Annotated in this window: 20 protein-coding genes; 6 read left to right on the top strand and 14 right to left on the bottom strand. The window is 70.0% G+C overall.

The features are described 5' to 3' along the window. Positions 1-8 precede the first annotated feature (8 nt). From ACFVV5_RS02630 to ACFVV5_RS02615, 4 genes are read left to right on the top strand one after another with little or no spacing between them, the layout of a single operon-like run. Positions 9-1,160 (top strand): carbohydrate ABC transporter permease, encoded by a 1,152-nt coding sequence (locus tag ACFVV5_RS02630; protein WP_387238498.1) that lies wholly within the window; start codon positions 9-11, stop codon positions 1,158-1,160. Next, entirely contained in the window at positions 1,160-2,077 is a 918-nt protein-coding gene (locus ACFVV5_RS02625) for a carbohydrate ABC transporter permease (protein ID WP_387238494.1), read from the top strand. The genes ACFVV5_RS02630 and ACFVV5_RS02625 overlap by 1 nt, the downstream gene beginning before the upstream one ends. Further along, entirely contained in the window at positions 2,074-2,847 is a 774-nt protein-coding gene (locus ACFVV5_RS02620) for a Type 1 glutamine amidotransferase-like domain-containing protein (protein ID WP_387238491.1), read from the top strand. The genes ACFVV5_RS02625 and ACFVV5_RS02620 overlap by 4 nt, the downstream gene beginning before the upstream one ends. Continuing rightward, positions 2,844-4,877: a glycogen debranching N-terminal domain-containing protein gene (locus ACFVV5_RS02615; RefSeq protein ID WP_387238488.1), complete on the top strand. Its 2,034-nt coding sequence runs from the start codon at positions 2,844-2,846 to the stop codon at positions 4,875-4,877. The genes ACFVV5_RS02620 and ACFVV5_RS02615 overlap by 4 nt, the downstream gene beginning before the upstream one ends. Before the next feature lie 143 nt (positions 4,878-5,020). On the opposite strand, the gene ACFVV5_RS02610 is transcribed toward ACFVV5_RS02615, so the two are convergent. Beyond that, a complete protein-coding gene (locus ACFVV5_RS02610) occupies positions 5,021-6,094 on the bottom strand; it encodes an NAD(P)-binding domain-containing protein (protein ID WP_387238485.1) in 1,074 nt (357 codons plus the stop codon). 146 nt (positions 6,095-6,240) lie between these two features. Between ACFVV5_RS02610 and ACFVV5_RS02605 the strand changes: the two genes are divergently transcribed. Continuing rightward, positions 6,241-6,444: a DUF3073 domain-containing protein gene (locus ACFVV5_RS02605; RefSeq protein ID WP_387238482.1), complete on the top strand. Its 204-nt coding sequence runs from the start codon at positions 6,241-6,243 to the stop codon at positions 6,442-6,444. Between the two features lie 10 nt (positions 6,445-6,454). Here ACFVV5_RS02605 and ACFVV5_RS02600 read toward each other — a convergent pair whose 3' ends face one another. The 11 genes from ACFVV5_RS02600 to ACFVV5_RS02550 all read right to left on the bottom strand — a co-directional run bounded on the left by ACFVV5_RS02600 (position 6,455) and on the right by ACFVV5_RS02550 (position 17,389). Continuing rightward, positions 6,455-7,069 (bottom strand): response regulator, encoded by a 615-nt coding sequence (locus ACFVV5_RS02600; protein WP_387238479.1) that lies wholly within the window; start codon positions 7,067-7,069, stop codon positions 6,455-6,457. Continuing rightward, complete coding sequence (locus ACFVV5_RS02595) at positions 7,066-8,283, bottom strand: sensor histidine kinase (RefSeq protein ID WP_387238476.1); 1,218 nt, start codon at positions 8,281-8,283, stop codon at positions 7,066-7,068. Before ACFVV5_RS02595 ends, ACFVV5_RS02600 begins: the two co-directional genes overlap by 4 nt. A 57-nt stretch (positions 8,284-8,340) precedes the next feature. After that, positions 8,341-9,084 carry an ABC transporter permease gene (locus ACFVV5_RS02590; RefSeq protein ID WP_387238471.1) on the bottom strand — a complete coding sequence of 248 codons (744 nt, stop codon included), beginning with the start codon at positions 9,082-9,084 and terminating at the stop codon, positions 8,341-8,343. Next, entirely contained in the window at positions 9,081-10,031 is a 951-nt protein-coding gene (locus ACFVV5_RS02585; protein WP_387238468.1) for an ABC transporter ATP-binding protein, read from the bottom strand. The genes ACFVV5_RS02590 and ACFVV5_RS02585 overlap by 4 nt, the downstream gene beginning before the upstream one ends. Positions 10,032-10,035: 4 nt before the next feature. Continuing rightward, on the bottom strand, positions 10,036-10,179 hold the full coding sequence (locus ACFVV5_RS02580) for a hypothetical protein (protein WP_387238465.1): 144 nt from the start codon (positions 10,177-10,179) through the stop codon (positions 10,036-10,038). 9 nt (positions 10,180-10,188) lie between these two features. Next, complete coding sequence (locus ACFVV5_RS02575; protein ID WP_387238462.1) at positions 10,189-11,454, bottom strand: Calx-beta domain-containing protein; 1,266 nt, start codon at positions 11,452-11,454, stop codon at positions 10,189-10,191. Positions 11,455-11,528: 74 nt separating this feature from the next. Beyond that, positions 11,529-13,658, bottom strand: coding sequence for a TPM domain-containing protein (locus tag ACFVV5_RS02570; RefSeq protein WP_387238459.1), 2,130 nt, complete (start codon positions 13,656-13,658; stop codon positions 11,529-11,531). A gap of 121 nt (positions 13,659-13,779) precedes the next feature. After that, positions 13,780-14,901, bottom strand: a complete 1,122-nt coding sequence (purM, locus tag ACFVV5_RS02565) for a phosphoribosylformylglycinamidine cyclo-ligase (protein ID WP_387238456.1) — start codon at positions 14,899-14,901, stop codon at positions 13,780-13,782. A gap of 49 nt (positions 14,902-14,950) precedes the next feature. Further along, complete coding sequence (gene purF, locus ACFVV5_RS02560) at positions 14,951-16,534, bottom strand: amidophosphoribosyltransferase (RefSeq protein WP_387238453.1); 1,584 nt, start codon at positions 16,532-16,534, stop codon at positions 14,951-14,953. A 21-nt stretch (positions 16,535-16,555) separates the two neighbouring features. Next, entirely contained in the window at positions 16,556-16,939 is a 384-nt protein-coding gene (locus tag ACFVV5_RS02555) for a hypothetical protein (protein WP_387238450.1), read from the bottom strand. 81 nt (positions 16,940-17,020) lie between these two features. Beyond that, the gene (locus tag ACFVV5_RS02550) at positions 17,021-17,389 is read right to left on the bottom strand and encodes a sterol carrier family protein (protein ID WP_387238447.1); all 369 of its coding nucleotides are present in this window, start codon (positions 17,387-17,389) and stop codon (positions 17,021-17,023) included. An 88-nt stretch (positions 17,390-17,477) separates the two neighbouring features. Here ACFVV5_RS02550 and purD point away from each other — a divergent pair, with 88 nt between their 5' ends. After that, positions 17,478-18,737: a phosphoribosylamine--glycine ligase gene (purD, locus tag ACFVV5_RS02545; RefSeq protein WP_387238444.1), complete on the top strand. Its 1,260-nt coding sequence runs from the start codon at positions 17,478-17,480 to the stop codon at positions 18,735-18,737. A gap of 103 nt (positions 18,738-18,840) precedes the next feature. On the opposite strand, the gene ACFVV5_RS02540 is transcribed toward purD, so the two are convergent. Both ACFVV5_RS02540 and ACFVV5_RS02535 read right to left on the bottom strand, forming a co-directional pair. Beyond that, the gene (locus ACFVV5_RS02540; RefSeq protein ID WP_387238442.1) at positions 18,841-20,235 is read right to left on the bottom strand and encodes an MFS transporter; all 1,395 of its coding nucleotides are present in this window, start codon (positions 20,233-20,235) and stop codon (positions 18,841-18,843) included. Beyond that, entirely contained in the window at positions 20,232-20,381 is a 150-nt protein-coding gene (locus ACFVV5_RS02535) for a hypothetical protein (RefSeq protein WP_387238439.1), read from the bottom strand. Before ACFVV5_RS02535 ends, ACFVV5_RS02540 begins: the two co-directional genes overlap by 4 nt. Positions 20,382-20,400 lie beyond the last annotated feature (19 nt).

Below are 20,400 nucleotides of genomic sequence, written 5' to 3'. Positions count from 1 at the left end.
CAACAACCATGTCGCAAACCACGAGTCGGTCTCGTCGCTCCGGAATCCGGCGCGGCGAGGCCGCCTCGGGGTGGTTGTTCACCGCCCCGGTCATCATCCTGCTCGGCGTCTTCCTCGTCATCCCGGTGCTCATGGCACTCTGGGTGAGCTTCTCCGACTGGGGTGGCCGCGGCAGCCCCTTCTCGTCCGGCGTGAACTTCGTCGGCTTCAAGAACTACCAGGTACTCCTCACGGGCGGCGGCCTCGCGGAGCAGGACTTCGGGATGTCGCTCAAGAACAACGCCTGGTACGTCGTTCTCGTCGTCCCGATCCAGACCGCCGTCTCGCTCGGGCTGGCCGTCCTGGTCAACCGGGCCATCCTGCGCGGTCGCGGCTTCTTCCGCACCGCCTTCTACTTCCCGTCGGTCACCAGCTCGGTAGCCATCACGGTGCTCTGGCTCTTCCTGTTCAGCACCTCCGGCGCCGTCAACAAGGTCCTCTCCTGGTTCGGCATCAACGGCCCGAACTGGTTCAACGACCCGAGCGGCATCTTCCACTTCGGCATCCAGCAGGGCCCCCCGGTGCTCACCGGCAACACACTGCTCGGCGTCTCCTGGTGGGACTGGGTGGGCGGCCCCTCGGTGGCCATGACCGCGTTCGTCATCATGGCCGTCTTCACGACCAGCGGCACGTTCATGCTGCTCTTCATCGCGGCGCTGCAGAACCTCAGCGGCGACATCACCGAGGCGGCGATGATGGACGGCGCCAACGGCTGGCAGCGCTTCTGGCGCATCACGCTCCCCCAGCTGCGCCCCACCCTCTTCACGGTGCTGACCCTCGGACTCATCGGCTGCTGGCAGGTCTTCGACCAGATCTACACCGGGACGAAAGGCGCCCCGGGCAAGACGACGCTGACCCCCGCCTACCTCTCGTACAAGAGCTCGTTCATCGATCAGAACTGGGGCCAGGGCGCCGCCATCGCGTTCATCCTGTTCGTGATCATCGTGCTGTTCACCATCTTCCAGCGCTGGATCCTCCGTGAGCGCTCGGTCTCCAAGCGGCGGATGCGCCGCTACGAGGTGCCGCCCGGAGGGGGCGCGAACGCAAACGGCAACAGCGGCCTGACGCCCGCGACCGCGGTCGCCTCGACCGGATCGCTCGACGGACGGGGGACGAACTGATGTCGATCGCCACCAAGCCCGACGCGGGACTCATCTCCCCCGCCTCCGAACTGCTGCACGGCAGCGGCAAGCGCACCCGCCACCGCTCGACGGGCGCCGTCGTCGCCACCTCGATCACGTACGCGATCCTGGTGGTGCTCGCCGTGATCTACATCATGCCGTTCCTCATGCAGGTGGGCACCTCCTTCAAGACCGATGCGGATGCGACGGCCAACCCCGTCTCGCTCATCCCGCAGACCTGGACCACGGCCGCGTACAAGACGCTGTTCGTCAACTCCGACTTCCCGACCTGGCTGAAGAACTCGGTGATCGTCACGATCTTCGTGACGCTCGGCCGCGTGTTCTTCAACTCGCTGGCCGGCTACGCCCTGGCCCGGTTGCACTTCCGCGGCCGCGGGGTGATCTTCGCCTCTCTCGTCGCCGTGATGGCCGTGCCGATCGTCGTGCTGCTCATCCCCAAGTTCCTGGTGATCAACCAGCTCGGCATCTACGACTCCTACGCGGGAATGATCGTCCCGCTGCTCACCGATGCCGCCGGCGTCTTCATCATGAAGAACTTCTTCGAGTCGATCCCGGCGAGCGTCGAGGAGCAGGCGCGCATCGACGGCGCCGGAACCTTCCGCGTGTTCTGGTCGATTGTCCTGCCGATGGCCCGTCCGGCCCTGATCACCATCATCATCCTGTCCTTCCAAGGGTCGTGGAACGAACTCGCGCACTTCATCGTCTCGACGCAGGATCCGGCGCTCACCACCCTCACCAAGGGCGTCGCCGCCCTCGCCAGCGGACAGCTGAGCCAGGGAAGCCAGTTCCCGATCAAGCTGGCGGCCGCAGCCCTCATGACCATCCCGGTGGCCGTGCTGTTCTTCATCTTCCAGCGGCGCATCATGAACTCCAGCGAGGGGGCGGTGAAGGAATGACGGCCGCGCACCCCACGATCGTGGCCACCTGCGGCGGCCTCGTTCCGGGCACGTGGACCGACGCAATGTACGGCCCGCTGCTGACCCACGCGATCGAACTGGCCCGCGTCGACGGCCGCGCTCCGCGCGTCGCCCACCTCAACACCGCAGGCGGCGACCAGCGCTCGGTCGAAGGCGCCGAACTCGAAGCCGCGCGGGTCGCGGGCGTGGAAGCGAGCCACATCCGGTTCTTCCCGCACCCCAACATCGAGAACCTGCGCGAGCACGTGCTCAGCCGCGACGTCATCTGGGTCAGCGGAGGAAGCCTCGTCAACCTGCTCGCCGTGTGGCGGGCTCACGGACTCGACACGATCCTCGAGGAAGCCTGGCGGTCCGGCGTCGTGCTCGCCGGCGGCTCCGCCGGAGCCCTGTGCTGGCACAGCGGGGGCACAACCGCGTCGTTCGGGCCCCAGATCAGCGCGGTCGCCGACGGCCTCCGCCTGCTGCCCGGCTCGCTCGGCGTCCACTACGACTCGGACCCGAACCGCCGCATCGTCCATCAGGCGGCCGTCGCCGCCGGCACGATCCCGCCCGGACATGCGCTCGACGAAGGGGTCGGGCTGGTCTACGAAGGCACGCGACTTGTCGATGTGATCGCCGAGCAGGCCGGGCGTCACGCCTGGCGCGTCGACGCGGTCGACGGACGGGCGGTCGAGACGCGCGTCGTCCCGCGTGTGCTCGGCGCCGCATCCGCACCCACCACCGAACACCCCATTCTCGAGGAGGCGTGAACGCCACGATGACCACCCCGCTCCAACCTTTACTGCACGACAGCGTGGTGGTGCTCACCGCTCCCAGCCAGGCCTGGTCGACGGCGGACGGCACCGTGGACGGATGCGGCATCCACGGCTTCTACCACTCCGATGTGCGCGTGCTCGGCGAGATCGCCCTCACGGTCGGCGGATCGCTGCCGGAGCACATCGCCACGGCGACCCCCGACGCCGCCACCGCGGTGTTCACCTCGCTCTCTCGCGGGGTCGACGACGCCACGGCCGACCCGCGCGTGCGCATCGACCGGGTGCGCGAAGTGCACGCGGGCTCGCTGGTCGAGACGATCACGGTGCGCAATGCGCTCGGCACGAGCATCCGGCCCCGCGTCGATGTGTCGGTGCGCGCCGACTTCAGCCCGATGCAGAAGATCAAGGCCGGGCTCACCGGCAGCGAGCATCCGGTCGCGACACTCGCCACCACCGACGGCGTCACGTTCACCTCGGGCGTCGTCACGGCCGCACTCAGCGCCGGCGACGCGGAGGTTGTTGTCGGCGACGACACGGCGACACTGTCGTGGGCGCCGGAGATCCCCGCCCACTCGGCCGTCACGCTCGGCTGGCGCATCGACGTCGAAGACCCGTCCGCCGTCGTCGCCGGCGCTGCACCCTCGCCCGCGTGGGATGCGGTCACCGCGTCCACCGGAGACTCCCGGCTCGCCGCCTGGCTGCGTCAGGCGCTGGGCGACCTGCAGGGGCTCCGCATGTCGACCACCGCTCGCCCCGACGAGGTCTTCCTCGCCGCAGGAGCCCCCTGGTTCTTCACGCTCTTCGGCCGTGACTCGATCTGGGCTGCCCGTATGCTGCTCCCGCTCGGCACCGACATCGCGGCCTCCACGCTGCGCATCCTGGCCGAGCTTCAAGGCACCCGGGTGGTGAACGAGACCGCCGAACAGCCCGGCAAGATCATGCACGAACTCCGACCGGCGGCACTGACCCTACCGGGTGAGGGCGTCGTACTGCCTCCGCTCTACTACGGGACCGTCGATGCGACCGCCCTCTGGGTCATGCTGCTGCACGACGCGTGGAAGTGGGGCATGCCCTCCGCCGAGGTCGAGGCGCTCCTCCCCAACCTCGAGGCGGCACTCGCCTGGATGCGCGATTACGGCGACAGCGACGGAGACGGCTTCCTCGAATACGTCGACACGACGGGCCACGGCCTGGCGAACCAGGGCTGGAAGGACTCGGGTGACTCGATCCAGTGGCGCGACGGCGCCCTCGCCGAGGGCCCGATCGCGCTCTGCGAGGTGCAGGCTTATGCGTACGAGGCCGCCGTCGGCGGAGCCGAGCTGCTCGAAGCGTTCGGGCGCCCCGGTGCCGACGAATGGCGCGACTGGGCAGCAGCGATGAAGGAGCGGTTCGCCGCCTCGTTCTGGATCGACGACCCAGCGGGCGCCTACCCGGCCATCGCCCTCGACGCCTCGAAGCGCAAGGTCGACACGGTCACCAGCAACATCGGGCACCTGCTCGGCACCGGCATCCTCGACGCCGAGCACGCCGCCCTGGTCGCTCGGCGCCTCGTCTCCCCCGCACTGAACTCCGGCTACGGGCTGCGCACGATGTCGAGCGACTCGGACGGCTTCTGGCCGCTCAGCTATCACGGCGGCTCGGTGTGGGCCCACGACACCGCCATCGCCATCGCAGGCCTCGCCCGTGACGGCTTCGGCGCCGAGGCGGAGCTGCTCGCCGACGGACTGCTGCGCGCTGCCGAAGGCTTCGGCTACCGGATGCCCGAGCTGCACTCCGGCGACTCGTCGGCTGACGCCGCGTCGCCCATCCCGTACCCGGCCGCCTGCCGTCCGCAGGCCTGGTCGGCCGCGGCCGCCGTCGCCGTGCTCACCGCCCGCCTCGGCCTCGCCGGCGACGCCCGAACCGGCACGCTCACGATCGACCCGATCCCCGGCGTCGGCACGATGGACGTGACAGGTCTGCGCTTCGACGGCGCCCCGCTGGACATCGCGGTCGACCAAGACGGCAGGGTCACGCGCGGCTGACGCCGGCGGGCCGGCAGCCGTCATTTGCCATTACATGTCCCCAAAACTCCCGCGGTGACAGCATCTACTGGCAAACGACGACCGACGGGCCGATAGGCGCGGGAGCGGCGAGGGCACCCGAGCGCGGCGCGGCACACGAACGGCTAGAGCTGCGCCATGATCTGGCGCGCGATGACACGGCCGGCGCGATTCGCGCCGATCGTGCTCGCCTGCGGCCCATAGCCGGCGAGGAATATGCGGGGGTCCTGCCAGGATGCGCCGGATGCGACCGTGAGGCCCCCCGACTTCTCCCGCAACTTCAGCGGGGCGAGGTGCCGGAGCTCCGGACGGAAACCGGTGGCCCAGATGATCGCATCCGTGCGGGTGAACGAGCCGTCCGGCCAGCGGACCCCGTTCTCTTCGATGGCCGAGAACATCGGGCGCTCCACCAGGATTCCGCGATCGATCCCGGCGGCGATGCGCCGGGTCTTCGGCACGCCGGTGCCGCTGACGATGCTCGGCAGGGCGGCGCCGGCGCGCGCCGCGGCGTCCTGGGCGGCGACGGCTGCGACTCCGCCCTCGATGGTCAGCTCCGACTCGTCTTTGAACTCCACCGGGCGTCGCGCGACCCACGTGACCTGTGCCGCCACGTTCTCCAGTTCGAGCAGGAACCCGATGGCGGAGGTGCCGCCGCCGACCACGATCACCGACTGGCCGGCGAAGTCCTCCGCGTCCAGGTACGACGAGGTGTGCACATGCCGTCCGGCGAATGTGTTCATGCCCGGGTAGTACGGGACGAAGGGCGCACCCCAGGTGCCGGACGCGTTGACGAGCATCCGGGTGGCCGTCTCGCCGCGGGAGTGCTGCACGATGAGGTCGGCCCCACGGTCGAACACGCTCTCCACCGTCACCGGCCGCTGCACGTCGAGACCGAAATGCTCCTCGTAGCGCCGGTAGTAGCCGGCCACGATGTCTTTGGCCGGCAGCGACCGGTCGGCCGTGTCGAAACTGATGCCGAGCTCCGCCATTCCGGGCAGATCGTTGACGTGGTGGGCGCTTCCGAGCTTGAGAGCGTCCCAGCGATGCTGCCACGCGCCGCCCGTCGAAGGACCCCGGTCGTAGACGATGAAATCGGTTCCCGGAGTGAGCTCGAAACGCCGAAGATAGTACGCGACGGCAAGGCCCGCCTGGCCCGCTCCGACAATCACCACCTGGGTGTCTGTCCTCGTCGTGGTCACGCGTTCATCCCATCACTTCTCGCTGTGCGTGAACCCGGGGTTCCCCAGGTACCACATGCTAAACTAACCGCTAGTTTTCATTGTTCCTGTTCGGATTCCCGGGTGGCTCATTCCCCACCCGGCCTGGCACCGTAAGGGGGTCACGCATGGGGCGCGGCCGTCAAAAGGCAAAGCACACCAAAATTGCGCGCGAGCTGAAGTCGTTCAGCCCTGACGTGAACTACGACGCGCTCGAACGTGAGCTGACCGGACACTCACATCACGACGACTACGACCCGTGGGCCGACTACGACCCCGGTGCGCGAACCGACGACACGTACGAGGGTGAAGGCCAACCGAAGCGCGCCTAGCGCTCGCTGATCACAGCCACCCTTTCTCCGCGGCGATCGTCGCCGCTTCCGAGCGATTGCGCGCGCCCGTTTTGCCGATGGCGCTCGACAGGTGGTTGCGCACGGTCCCCTGGCTGAGCTGCAGCGTGCGCGCAATGTCCGTGATGCTCCCGCCACCACCGGCGACCACGAGGACCTCCGTCTCGCGCGGTGTCAGCGGCGAACTCCCCGAGGCGAGCGACTCCGCCGCCAGCGCGGGGTCAACGACACGGAGGCCGGATGCGACCCTGCGCACCGCGTCCGCCAATCGGCCGGAGGGCGTGTCCTTGACCACGAAACCCGATGCTCCCGCCTCCATCGCCCGGCGCAGGTAGCCCGGTCGCCCGAATGTCGTCACGATCAGCGACCGGCACGACGGCAGGGACTCGCGAAGCGCGGCCGCAGCCTGGATGCCGTCGAGCCCGGGCATCTCCACGTCGAGCAGCGCGACATCGGCCGAATGCGCGCGGGCGGCATCCACCACCTCGTCGCCACGACCGACCTCGGCGACCACCGTGAAGTCGGACTCCAGGTCGAGCAGGGCGGCGAGTGCGCCGCGCACCAGGGCCTGGTCGTCGGCAAGCAGCAGCCGGATGGGTTCTGTCACGCTTTCGCCTTCCGCACGGTCAACCGGACTCCGCCGTGCGAGCTCACGCCGACGAGCACTCGTGCGCCCGCCTGCCGGGCGCGGGCGGTGAGGCCGTCGAGGCCGGTGCCCTGCGCCGGCGCGACGAGTGCCGCATCCGGTGCCCCGACGACGCCGACGGCGGCCATCCCCTTCCCGTCGTCTTCGATCTCGAGACTGTCGCGGGTCACGCTCACCCAGCAGTTGCGCGAGCCTGAGTGCCGGATGACGTTGGTCACGCCCTCACGCAGCACCCAGCCGAAGAGCTCCCTCAGGTCGGGATCGACGCCGTCGCCGTTGCGCGGGAGATGCGCCTCGATGTCGGCCGCGGCCAGACCGGCCTGAGCGGCGGCGAGCTCGGTGGAGAGGCTCATCTCGCGGTACCCGGCGACGGCGGCCCGCAGATCGGCGAGCGCCGAACGGCTGAGCCTTTCGATGTCGGCGATCTCGGCCTCGGCCCGCTCCGGGTCGAGGGAGACGAGCCGTCGTGCGAGCTCCGACTTCACCGTGACGACCGTGAGCGAGTGCCCGAGCACATCGTGCATGTCGCGGGAGAAGCGTCCCCGCTCCGCGATGACGGCGAGGCGCGCGATCTCGCCCTGAGCCTGCTTGAGCTTGCGGTACGACTCGATCTGACGCGAGAACGCGAACATCATGATCCCGATCGACACCGTGATGAGCGCGATGTACCAGGTGTCGTCGAAGACGCCGGCAGCCAGCACGATGACGATCTGCGCGGCGCCGAGTCCGACGATCGACAGGATGCTCGGAAGAGGGGGCAGCCCGAGCATCCCGATCACGCAGGCGACGTAGACCCAGGTCCAGCACGCCGCCAGCCCGATGAGCGGGAAGAGAGCCAGGTTGAGGGCGAAGTAGGCGAGTACGGCGATCACGCGGTGGCTCAGCGGGGACGACCAGAAGAGAGGCGGGATCACGAGGAAGCCGACGTATACGGCGGCCAGGACGAGGGTCGTGACCAGCTTCGTCTCGAGCGGGCCGGAGCTGCTCCACACCGTTATCACGGTCGAGATCTGGTAGAGCAGGCCGATGAGCGCACCGGGATACCAGCGGCGGGCGCCGCGGTGCGTGAGTCGCGCCCACACGCCGCCCGGCGGTGCGTACTCGATGCCTCCGAACGCGCTCGTGCTCGTGCTCGTGCTCGTGCTCGTGCCGACGCTGGTGCTCGTGCTCTCCACCCGACTCACCCTATTCACTTCCGCGGGGTCCGCGCCCGCCACTGACCGCGCATCCCGTCAGCTGCGTGCCGCGTCGCGCCGGTAGCGCCAGACGATGAAGGCGCCGAGCACGACCGTCCAGCCGAGCAGCACCAGGGCCGGAGCGAACACGTCGCCGCTCTGGTGGGCGCCCATCTGGCCGATGCGGTTCAGCCAGTACGAGGGCACGACCTGCGCCACGTTCGCCACCCAGGCCGGGAAGATCTGCAGCGGCACCCAGAGTCCGCCGAGAACGGCCATGCCCATGAACACTGCCATGAACAGCGGCTGCGCGAATTCCGGCTTCGCGAACTGGCCGATCAGGATTCCGAGCAGCGCGAACGGGATGACGCCGCACCACAGTCCGAGTCCGGCGGTCAGCCAGTTCATCAGTGGCAGATCGGAGTGGTACAGGATGCCCGAGACACTGAAGATCACGACGATGGACACCAGCGCCATCAGCATCGCGGTGATGACCTTCGACAGAAGGTACGCGGTCCCTGTGAGGGGAGTGATGCGCAGCTGACGGTTCCAGCCGATCGAGCGCTCGGTGACGATGTTGAAGGCCTGCGAGAGCGAGGCCATCATGCCGCCGTAACCGGCCACCTGCACGGTCGTGACGACGATCCACGGGAGCTTGGTGACGATGTCGACCTGGCCGTTCGCGCCGAACGCTCCGCCGAAGGCGACCAGCATCACGAGCGGGACGGCCAGCGTGAAGATCATCGCCCGGGCGTTCTTGAGCTGGCGGAAGGACTCGAGTCCGAGGTAGGCGATGCTCATTTCGCGGCTCCGTTCAGGACAGGTGTGCGTGCGGCGCCGAGCGTGGCCCCGCGTTCGGTCAGCGCGAGGAAGGCGTCGTCCATGGTGTGGGCGGTGACCTCGATATCGTGGATGTCGTCGTGGGCGGCGAGCAGGGCGCGCAGGGTCGCATCCGAGTCGTCGCTGACGATCGTGAACTGCTCGGCACGGTGCTCGAGCGTGCGGACCCCGGGGAGCGCGCGCAGTGCCTCCGATGTCGCCGCCGACCAGGCGAAGTCGAAACCGGCCCGGATGCGACGGCCCGACACGACCGCCTTCACCTCGTTCGGGGTGCCGTCGGCGACCACCCGGCCGCCGCTCAGCATGACGATGCGATCGGCGTAGGCATCGGCCTCGTCGAGGTAGTGCGTCGCGAACACGACCGTTCGGCCCTCGTCGGTGAACTCGCGCATCGACTGCCAGAACGTGCGCCGCGCTTCGACGTCCATCGCGGCGGTCGGTTCGTCGAGGAACAGCAGGTCAGGATTGGACACCACGGCCACGGCGAACCGCGCCCGTTGCAGCTGGCCGCCCGAGAGCCTGCTCACCTTCTGCTTGGCGATCTCGGTGCAGCGCGCGCGCTCCAGCGCCTCGGCAACGCTCAACGGGTGACGGTGGGCGGCGGCGACGAGCGCGACCGACTGGGCCACGGTGAGTGTCGGCAGTAGCGCGCCGCCCTGGAGCATCGCCCCGACGCGCCCCTCCTCGATAGCCTGGCGCGGGTCGCCGCCGAACAGCTCGGCCGTTCCCGCCGTGGGGTGGGCGAGGCCGAGGGCCAGGTCGATGGTCGTCGATTTGCCGGCGCCGTTCGGGCCGAGCAGGGCGACGACCTCTCCGGGCTCGATGCGGATGCTCACACCGTTGACGGCCTGCAGGGAGCCGAACGACTTCCTCAGGTCGGTGAGCTGGATGGCGGGTGTCTGATTCACCCTCTCAGCGTGCCGCGACCGCGGGCGTCGTGCTCAGAGCATCCGTCAGGGATGCGGGGTGACATTTGTCACGGGTGAATTCGGCGCCGCCGTGCATCCGGAGCCGCCGTGCATCCGGAGCCGCCGTGCATCCGGAGCCGCCGTGCATCCGGAGCCGTCAGGCTTGAGCGTTGCGCGAGCTCCCGAACCGCACCAGACCGATGACGCCGAGGATGCCGCCCCCGGTCAGCAGCGCCGCCCCGATCATCAGGGCCAGGTCGCTGGCGCCGGACAGCGGCGGCTTGCCCGTCGGGTCGGCCACCGGGAGTACCGAGTCGGTTCCCCCGCCGGAGCGGCCGCCGGGCGCGACGGTCCCCGCGCCCGCCCCCGACGTGGACGTGGGGACGGCGGGAAGCGTGACCGTCGCGGCCGCCGTCTCCACGCTCGTCGTCGCCCGCTGGAGCAGGACGAAGAACAGGGCGCCGGATGCTCCCGCGGATCGGTGGGCCAGCGGGATCGAGATCGTCGAGGAGAGCTGACCGTCGTGCAGCGTGAGGGTGCCGCGCGTGGTGGTGTAGTCCGTTCCGGCCTTGGCCGTGCCGTCGGCGGTCGTGTAGTCGACGGATGCGGTCCCTGCGGCGCTCGCACGGCTCACGGTCACGATCGCCCTGGTGCCGTCGCCGGTCAGGCCGGAGGACGCGATGGTGAGGGCCGCCGGTGCCACTGTGACCGCGAGGTCCGCCTGGGCGCGCGCGGCGAGAAGGGAGGACGCTTTCGGTGGCATGTAGGTCGCCGTCACGCTGTGGCGACCCGCGCGGGGCGCCGGAAGGTCGATGCGTGCGACGCCGTTCGCGTCGATGGTGGCGAGAGACGCGGCGGCCGAGTCGAGGGCGAAGGCCACCTGGCCGGAGTCCGGGGCCGGCAGGAACATCCGCGAGACCGATGCCGTGAGGGTCACCGTTCCCCCCGCTGCGACGGTGAGGGGAGCGGACAGTGCGAGTGATGTGACTGTGGCGCACGAAGGCGTCTCGCCCGTGACCGCGGCGGACGCGCCGCCGAGGGTCCAGCTGCCGGGTGTCGCGGCGCCCGCGTCCTCCGCGACGGTGAATGCACCGTGGTGCACGCCCGGCGGGAAGACGGCGGGCTGACCGCGGTCTGGCGTTCCCGGCGCAAAAGCGTTGTCCGCCGAGCCGGCCGCGAGCGTGACCGGCGCGAGGGAGTCGTTGCGGTAGCCGAACACGAGGGTCCGCGTGGTCGGCCCGCCCTCGACGGCGGCGGCGACGACACAGTCGACGAGGGGCGTCAGAACAGTCGGCGCCGGTTGTGAGGACGGGGACGCGGCGGTTGCCGCGGCCACCGGTGCGAGGACGACGACGCCTCCGAGGGCGAGGCCGAGAGCAGCGATCCCGAATGCCGCACGAAGGCTGGCAGGGAATCGACTCACAGGCGTGAGTCTAACCGCGAGGGGCCGACGGGCGCGTCTACCCGTTGTGGTGACACACCGCGGCGGAACGCCGGTCAGAAGGAGCCGCCGCCGCCGCCGTCACCGCCTCCGCCGCCGTCGCCGCCTCCGCCGAAGAAGCCGCCTCCGCCGAATCCGCCGTTGAACGAGCCTCCGCCGTCTCCCCCGCCGTCGCCGCCGTAGCCGCCACCGCCGAAGAAGCCCCCGCCGCCACCGCCGCCCCGGAGCACCGAGTCGATGAGTATCCCGCCGAGCACGGCGCCGAAGAGGCCGCTTCCGCCTCCGCGCCGGCCGCCGGGGTACCCGAACATGCCGCCGTTGCCAGTGTTCGAGCCGAAACCGTTCACGTCGTTCTCGGCGAGCTGGATGGCCTCGGAAGCGAGTTGATCGGCGCGCTGGGCCTGAGCGACGGCGCTGACCGTGTCGGTCGCCGCCGCGGCCTGCGCGAGTCCGAGCAGCCGGCCGGCCTCGGCCAGCCGCGTGCGTGCCTCGGCGCCCACGGCCCCGCGACGTGCTCCGATGAAGTCCGTCGCCGCCGTGACCCGGCTCTGGGCCGAGCCGAGCACCTGCCCGACCGACGCCGTCGCCCTCTGCTCCTGCGCTTGCCGCGATCGCACGGCGTTCAGCACGCCGTCGATCTCCCGGTTGGCGGACTCCAGCTTCTGCAGCAGTTCCCGCGGATTCACCTGCCCGCCGCCCAGTCGCGATTGCACATCGGAGACGGCCGCCTGGGTGGAGCCCTCCGCCGCCATGATCGCACCGCTCGGGTCACCCGCAGCGGCGAGCGCCCGGGCGTCCGCGATGTCGCTCTGCAGATTCGCGACCAGGTCATCGATGTTGTGGCGCGCCGTCGCGAGGTCCGTCGCCACCCGATCCACAGCATCCAGCAGCAACCCGGCCTGACCGAGTGCCGCTTCGGCCGCGCGGACGCTCACGGCCGCCTGAGTGGTCGAGCCCGCTGCCGCCTTCGACTCGGCATCCGTCAGCGCCGCCTCGGCGAACGTCAGTCGCTCGGTGGCCTGCGCGGGGTTGTCCTTCACCGTCGTCAGGGCCGAATCGGCGTACGCGGACGTCAGCTGAGCAAGTGTCGTCTGCGTCTGCCCGACGCGGAGCCGGACCGCCTCGATGCCGCTGCGCAGCCCGGCGACCTTCTCGGGGATGTTCTTCGCGATCGCGCGCAACTCGGCGAACGCCTCGGCCTGCTCGTCGAGCAGACGGCTCGCCTCCGCGCAGTCCCGGACGATCGAGGAGTTCCAGTCGCGCCGTTCCTGCTCGGTGTCCGGCTCCGCATCGTCGAGCTTCTGCTTGAGCGAGAACGCGTCCTTCAGCTTCGCGGTGGCAGCATCGACAGCGGCGGCGAACGGCCGGGCCGCCTCCTCCCCGTACTGCGCGACGGCGAAGCCGAGCTCCTGCGTGCTGGCCTGCAGAGCGTCGTCGGTTCGCACCAGCGCGCTCGCCGCACGCCGCTCGAGGTCGGCGAGAGGCATGGCCTGCAGTTCGTCGACCGGCGCCGGCGGACCCGCCTGGCCGGGCGCCGACCCGGTCGCCCCTTGAATGCCGCGCCGACGGGCGCGCACAAGCACCAGCACGATGACGCCCACGATCACGATCAGCAGGATGACCAGGGTCACGCCGAGACCGGTGAAGGCACCCGAGCTGATCGAGGAGCCTCCGGTGCCCCCGGTGCCCCCGGATCCACCGCCGGACGCGACCGCGTCGCCCAGCCCGTTCGCCGCCGCTATCGCCGCGCCCGACCAATCGTCGTTCCGCAGACGCGGTTCGATCAGGTTCTTCTGGATGCTCGTGAGCTGCGCATTGCTCACCGGTCCGGAGGTGTCACCGGAGAAGTAGTAGGTGCGAGCGCTCACCGCGACGGCGAGCAGGTAGTCGTTCGGCGTGAGGTTGTTCTGTCTGGCCGTCGTGTTCGTCCACGTCCTGGCGTCGGACGGCGACGTGAACGTGTCTACGTAGACGACATACAGATTGATGTGGTGCTGCGACTCGAGATCGGTGGCGGCCTTCTCGACGGCTGCGGCGTCGCCCCCGAGCACTCCGGCGTCATCGACGATGTGCCCCGGGCCGAACGCCACCGGCGGCTCCGCGTACGCTGCCGTCGCCGCGCCCATCGCCAGAATGCCCAGACCGGCAGCGAGAACACCCGCAACGATCGCCCTTCGTATGTGCATCGTCCTGCCGCCCTCAGCTGATCCTCATCAGGCTCTCATTGTAGAGAGCGGGGCTGGGTACAGGGCCCCTCGAAGTCAGTTCCCAGCATCGGCGACGCGCACGCCGACCCGCCGCAAGCGGTCAGGCGCTGTAAGACCCGACCAGGCGCACAGCGCCGCCGTCGACACCCTTGGCGCCCTGCTCGAACCCGGCCAGGTCGCGAGCGGACGTGGAGATCGTGCCGACCGTCCAGGCCGGGATGCCGTCGGCTGCGATCGCCGCGACGACCGCGTCGGCCTTGTCCGGCGCGACGACCGCGAACATCCCGATGCCGAGGTTCCAGGTGCCTTCGCTCGACTCGAGGCTCGACCCGGCGAGGTCGCTCAGAACCCGGAAGACCGGACTCGGCGACCACGTGCCGCGGTCGACCTCGACCCACGAGCCGACCGGGAGCACGCGGGCGAGGTTCGCCGCGATCCCGCCCCCGGTGACGTGGCTGAGCGAATGGATCGCGCCGGCGAGTTCGGGGGCGCCCAGCACGCGGAGCAGAGGGGACGTGTAGAGACGGGTCGGCTCGAGGAGCGCCTCACCCACCTGGCCGCCGAACTCGTCGAGCCGGTCTGTGAACGCGATGCTGTTGTTGGCGAGGATGTGCCGCACCAGCGAGAAGCCGTTGGAATGCAGCCCGGAGGATGCCATCGCCACCACCACGTCGCCGTCGCGCACGCGGTCGGCGCCGAGCACAGCATCCGCCTCGACAGCGCCGACGGCCGCGCCGGCGACGTCGTAGTCGTCGGGGCCGAGGAGCCCGGGGTGTTCTGCGGTCTCGCCGCCGACGAGGGCCGTTCCGGTCGCCTCGCAGGCCCGCGCGATCCCGGCGACGATGTCGGCGATGCGGTTCGGGACCACCTTGCCGCAGGCGATGTAGTCGGTCATGAACAGGGGCTTCGCACCCACCACGACGATGTCGTCGACGACCATGCCGACCAGATCCTGCCCGATGGTGTCGTGCTTGTCGATCGCCTGGGCGATAGCGACCTTGGTGCCGACGCCGTCGGTGCTGGTCGCCAGCAGCGGCTTGTCGAACGCCGTGAGGAACGAGACGTCGAACAGCCCGGCGAACCCGCCCACACCGCCGAGGACCTCGGGCCCGTGCGTGCGCGAGACGGCCGACTTCATCAGCTCGACGGCGAGGTCGCCGGCGGCCGTGTCGACGCCGGCCTCGGCGTAGGAGGCGGAGGAGGATGCGGGCTGTTCGGTCACCGGTCAATCGTACCGGGGCAGGCGGGCGGCCGCGGTCGGCCGTCGCCGGCTACTCCTTGCGTGCGGGGTCTCCGAAGCCCGCCTGGCCCTGCACCAGAACCTCGAGCTCCGAGTCCGGTCCGGGGTCGCAGCCGTCGGCCGCGGCGACACCGTCGGCGGCCGACTCCGGGCCGCCCGGGCGCTCGAGCAGGTTCTTGCCCTGGTGGTGGGCATCCGGAAGTTCGATCGGGTACACGCCGGTGAAGCAGGCGGTGCAGAGACGTTCACGCGGCTGCTCGGTGGCGGCGATCATCCCGTCTTCGGAGAGATAGCCGAGGCTGTCGGCTCCGATGGACTGGCGCACCTCGTCGACACCCAGGCCGGTGGCGATGAGCTCCGCGCGGGAGGCGAAGTCGATTCCGTAGAAGCACGGCCAGGTGATGGGCGGGCTCGAGATACGGACATGCACCTCGGCTGCTCCCGCCTCGCGGAGCATCGAGACGAGCGCGCGCTGCGTGTTGCCGCGCACGATCGAGTCGTCGACCACGATCAGCCGCTTGCCCTTGATGACCTCTTTGAGCGGGTTCAGCTTGAGCTTGATACCGCGCTGGCGGATGGTCTGCGACGGCTGGATGAACGTTCGCCCGACGTAGGAGTTCTTGACCAGGCCCTGCCCGAACGGGATGCCCGACGCCTGCGCGTAGCCGATGGCCGCCGGAGTGCCGGACTCGGGCGTGGGGATGACGAGGTCGGCGTCGACCGCGTGCTCGCGCGCCAGCCGGCGCCCCATCTCGACCCGGGCCTCGTAGACGCCGCGACCGGCGATCGTGGTGTCGGGGCGCGCGAGGTAGACGTATTCGAACACGCAGCCGGCACGCTTCTCGGCGGCGAACCGCTGGGTCCGCAGACCGTTCTCGTCGATGGCGATGAGCTCGCCGGGCTCGACCTCGCGCACGAAGCTGGCTCCGACGATGTCGAGGGCGGCGGTCTCGGACGCTACGACCCAGCCGCGCTCCAGCCGGCCGAGCACCAGCGGGCGGACACCCTGCGGGTCGCGTGCCGCGTAGAGAGTGTGCTCGTCCATGTAGACGAGGCAGAAGGCCCCGCGCAGACGCGGAAGCACCTCGAGCGAGGTCGCTTCGAGGGTGTGGTCGAGGTCGCCGGTGAGGAGCGCCGTGACCACGGCGGTGTCGGTGGTGTTGCCGCGAGCGAGCTCGCCGTCGAGCTCGGGGTAGCGGTCGTGGACGAGCTGCATCAGCTCGGCGGTGTTGGTCAGGTTGCCGTTGTGGCCGAGGGCGACGGTGCCGCTGGCGGTGCGGCCGAGGGTCGGCTGCGCGTTCTGCCAGCTGGAGGCGCCGGTGGTCGAGTAGCGCGTGTGGCCGACGGCGATGTGGCCGGGGAGCGAGTTGAGGGCGTTCTCGTTGAAGACCTGCGAGACGAGACCCATGTCTTTGTAGATGAGGATCTTCGTGCCGTCGCTGGTCGCGATGCCCGCGGACTCCTGCCCGCGGTGCTGCAGCGCATAGAGCCCGAAGTAGCTGAGTTTGGCGACCTCTTCGCCGGGCGCCCAGACCCCGAAGACGCCGCAGGCATCCTGTGGCCCCTTCTCACCAGGAAGAAGATCGTGACTGAGAAGACCGTCGCCTCCGGCCAAACCGGGACCCCTTAACTCTCGTTAGTTCTCGATGGATTTGCGGGATTCGGATGCTTCGTCGATTGCGGCGGGTTCACCGTCTGCGACGGTCCCTTCCGGTTTCTCGGCGAGCACCGTCAGTCTATCGGCCACGACCGTGCGCGCTTTCCGGATGCTCGACCGGTCGACCAGCAAGGCGATGACGGCTCCGATCGTCACGCCGAACGCGACGCCGACGGCCAGCAGGAAGCCGAAGACGGCTCCGCGGTCGTACGTGGGGTTGGCCGGGAAGGCGAAGGTGAGGATGAGCGCGATGATCGCGAACAGGATCGCGCCCGCGAGCATGAACCGGAAGTAGCGCGGCGACCGCTGTATGCGCACCGAGCTCTCGGTGACCGTGCCGTGCTCCTCGGGGTTGTCGCTCATGAGTCCATTCTCGCTTAATTCGCCTGAGAGTCGGACCGTTGGGCGGCAGTCGCACCGGCACTCGCAACCGGCACTCGTGCCCTACGAGACGCCGGCCACGCGCAGCGGCAGCAGTCCCTGGAGGTCGGCACGCTGGCCGGAGGCGTGCACGTTTCCGGCCGCGACGGCGTCGGCCCACGTCGTGCCGCCCGTGGCGAGGGCGAGCCACGTCGGTGCATCCGTCTCGATGACGTTGGGCGGCGTCCCGCGGGTGTGACGCGGGCCCGGGATGCACTGCACAGCGCCGAACGGCGGCACACGCACTTCGACCGTGTTGCCGGGGGCGCGTTCGGCGAGCAGCTGAAGCAGGTATCGCACGGCCATCGCCGTCGTATTGCGATCGGCGGCGCCTGCGAGGGCAGCGCGGACCGCGGGCTCGCCGTCCGCATCCTGAATCTTCGCCTTGGCCATCTCCACATCCTTCCACCCGTGCACGTTCTCCACAGGATGCGCAACAGTCGCGGGCCCCGCCGGGAGCCGGTCCTCTAGCATTGGTCGCGTGAAGATTCTGGTCCTGGGTTCGGGTGCGCGAGAGCACGCCATCATCACATCGCTGCTGAGCGAAGGCGCGCAGCACGAGATCGTGGCCGCCCCCGGCAACGCGGGCATCGCGCGCGACGTCGCCGTGGAGACCGGCCTCGACCCTCTCGACGGCGACGCGGTCACCGAATACGCGATCGAGCACGGCATCGAGCTCGTGGTGATCGGCCCGGAGGCCCCGCTGGTCGCCGGGGTCGCCGACCCGCTGCGCACGCGCGGCATCCCGGTGTTCGGGCCGGGCAAGGTGGCGGCTCAGCTCGAGGGCTCCAAGACGTTCGCGAAGCGCATCATGGATGCCGCAGGCGTTCCGACGGGTCGCGCGATCCGCGCTGCCACGCTTGCGGAGGCCGAAGGGGCCCTCGACGAATTCGGGGCCCCCTACGTGGTGAAGGCCGACGGCCTGGCCGCGGGCAAAGGCGTGCTCGTCACCGACGACCGCGGCGCCGCCGTCGCGCACAGCCGGCGCTGGCTCGGGCACGGCCCCGTGCTCGTCGAGGAGTTCCTGGCCGGCCCGGAGGTCTCGCTCTTCCTCGTCAGCGACGGTCACGACGTGCTCCCCCTCTCTCCCGCGCAGGACTACAAGCGCCTGCTCGACGGCGACGCGGGACCCAACACGGGCGGGATGGGCGCCTACTCGCCTCTCCCCTGGCTGCCCGACACCTTCGTCGACGAAGTGATCGACACGATCGCGCTGCCGACCGTGCGCGAGCTGGCGAAGGAGCAGACCCCGTTCATCGGGCTCCTCTACTGCGGCCTCATCGTCACCGACCGCGGCATCCGCGTCATCGAGTTCAACGCCCGGTTCGGCGACCCCGAGACCCAGGTCGTGCTTCCGCGCCTCGTCACGCCGCTGTCGGAGCTGCTGTTCGCCGCCGCGACCGGCGCCCTCGCCGCTGTGGCGCGCCCCGAGTTCGCTCTCGACGTCGCCGTCACAGTCGTGCTCGCCAGCGAAGGCTACCCCGAGGCTCCGGAGACGGGGCGGCCGATCGTCGGGCTCGAGGCGGCCGAAGCGGTTCCCGAGGTCACGATCGCGCACGCCGCCACGGCGATCGACCCGGCCACCGGCGCACTCCTGGCGACCGGCGGGCGCGTGCTCAGCGTCGTCGCCCGCGGAACGACCTTCGCCGAGGCCCGCTCGCGCGCCTATGAGGCGGTCGACCGTATCGAGCTCGAGGGCGCCCAGTTCCGCACCGACATCGCCGCCCGTGTAGCCGGCTAGCCGCTCCGCGCCGTCCGTTGAGGGTGTCCAACGCACCCAAACCGGCAAGGTTCAGACGCGTTGGACACCCCTCACCAGTTGGCGTACCACTGCCGAGCATCCGTCAGTTGGCGCGCGTGGGGATGCTCCGGTCGAAGACGACGAACAGCGCGATCACGACGCCGATCCCCACCATGCCGAGGCCGAGGTTGTGAAGGCCCGCATCCGTCGCTTTCGCACCGTACGAGATCGCGATCAGGCTCGACGAGAAGATCGCGCCCATGTAGTTGAAGGTCCGGAAGAGGCCCGACGCCACAGCGACCTCGTCGCGCGGAGCCTGCAGGTAGAGGGTGGCCTGGTTCCCGACCGTGCCGAGCGCATAGCACGACAGCAGGAACGTCATCCCGACCAGCACCAGGATGCTCGTCTCGTGGGTGATCGCCAGCATGGCCAGCCCCGCCACAGCCTGCGCGAGGCCGCCGACGATGAGCGGCCAGCGGATCCACCCGCGGCGGGACACGATCCTGCTCAGCACCGCCGCGAAGCCCGCGAGCGGGATCAGGATGAGGCCGACCGTCCAGGCGTTCAGCCCGCGCCCCTGCTCCAGCCACTGGCTCAGCCCGTTGAGGGCGGCGTAGTTCGCGAGACTGACCAGGCCGCTGCGGATGTAGGTGCGCTGAAGGGGACCGTTCGCGGCGAGCATCCGGACGTCGATCAGGGGACGGCTCGCGCGCCGCTCCCAGAGGATGAGCGCCGCGAGGAGCGCGACGAACAGTCCGGCCAGCCACCAGACCGGCGCGGCCAGACTCGAGAGGAAGATCAGCAGGCTCACGATGGCGGCGGCGAACAGGACGATTCCGGGCAGGTCGAGCGCCCTCAGCACGTGACCGCGCTCGCTCTCGGCGCGCGGCGGGTCTTTCGGGACGCCCCACAACGTGAGCAGCACCGTGATGATCGCGACCGGGATGTTCACGGCGAAGATCGCACGCCAGCTGAACGCTCCCACCAGGATGCCGCCGAGCGGGAACCCGAACGTCGCCGTGATCTGCGCCGCGATCGTCAGGTTGCCGAGCACGCTGGTCGGCACGCCCGTCTTCGCTTCGTCCGCGCGCTGCCGGATCAGCGCCATCGCGGTCGGATAGCAGGCCGAGGTGCCGATTCCGATCAGCGCGCGCGACACCAGGAGGAAGCCGAAGGCGGGCGCGAACGCGCCGATCACGCCGGCCACGAACAGGATGACCAGCCCGCTCAGGAAGGTGCGGCGCGGCCCGAGGATCGTGGAGATCTTGCCCATCGTCGGCTGCGCGACCGCGCTCGAGAGGTAGAGCACCGAGATGAGCAGGGTCGTCGTGCCCGGGCCGACCTGGAGGTCGGTGCCGATGCCGACGAGCGCGGTGGCCAGCATCGAACTGTTGATCGGGTTGAGCGCCGACCCCACCATGAGCGGGGTGACGAACCGCCAGTTGAACGGCTTGCGGTTCGGGATGCTCGCAGCAGACTCCGCCGGGATGTCTGTCATCGGCTGGTGGAGGCGAGCAGGGCGGAGACCTTCGCGAGCACGAGGGCCGTGTTCTGGTCGAGGGTCGTGAGGGTCACGGGCGGAACTCCGGGGAGGGCGGGGCGGGGCGGATGGAGCGCATGCGGTGGGGCGCGAGGATGCGCCACGGCGAGCGGGTCGGTGGAG

The organism is Leifsonia sp. NPDC058248 (assembly GCF_042881905.1).
Lineage (GTDB): Bacteria > Actinomycetota > Actinomycetes > Actinomycetales > Microbacteriaceae > Leifsonia.
Note: the sequence above shows the minus strand (reverse complement) of the source record. Positions and strands in the feature narration are given on the sequence as shown.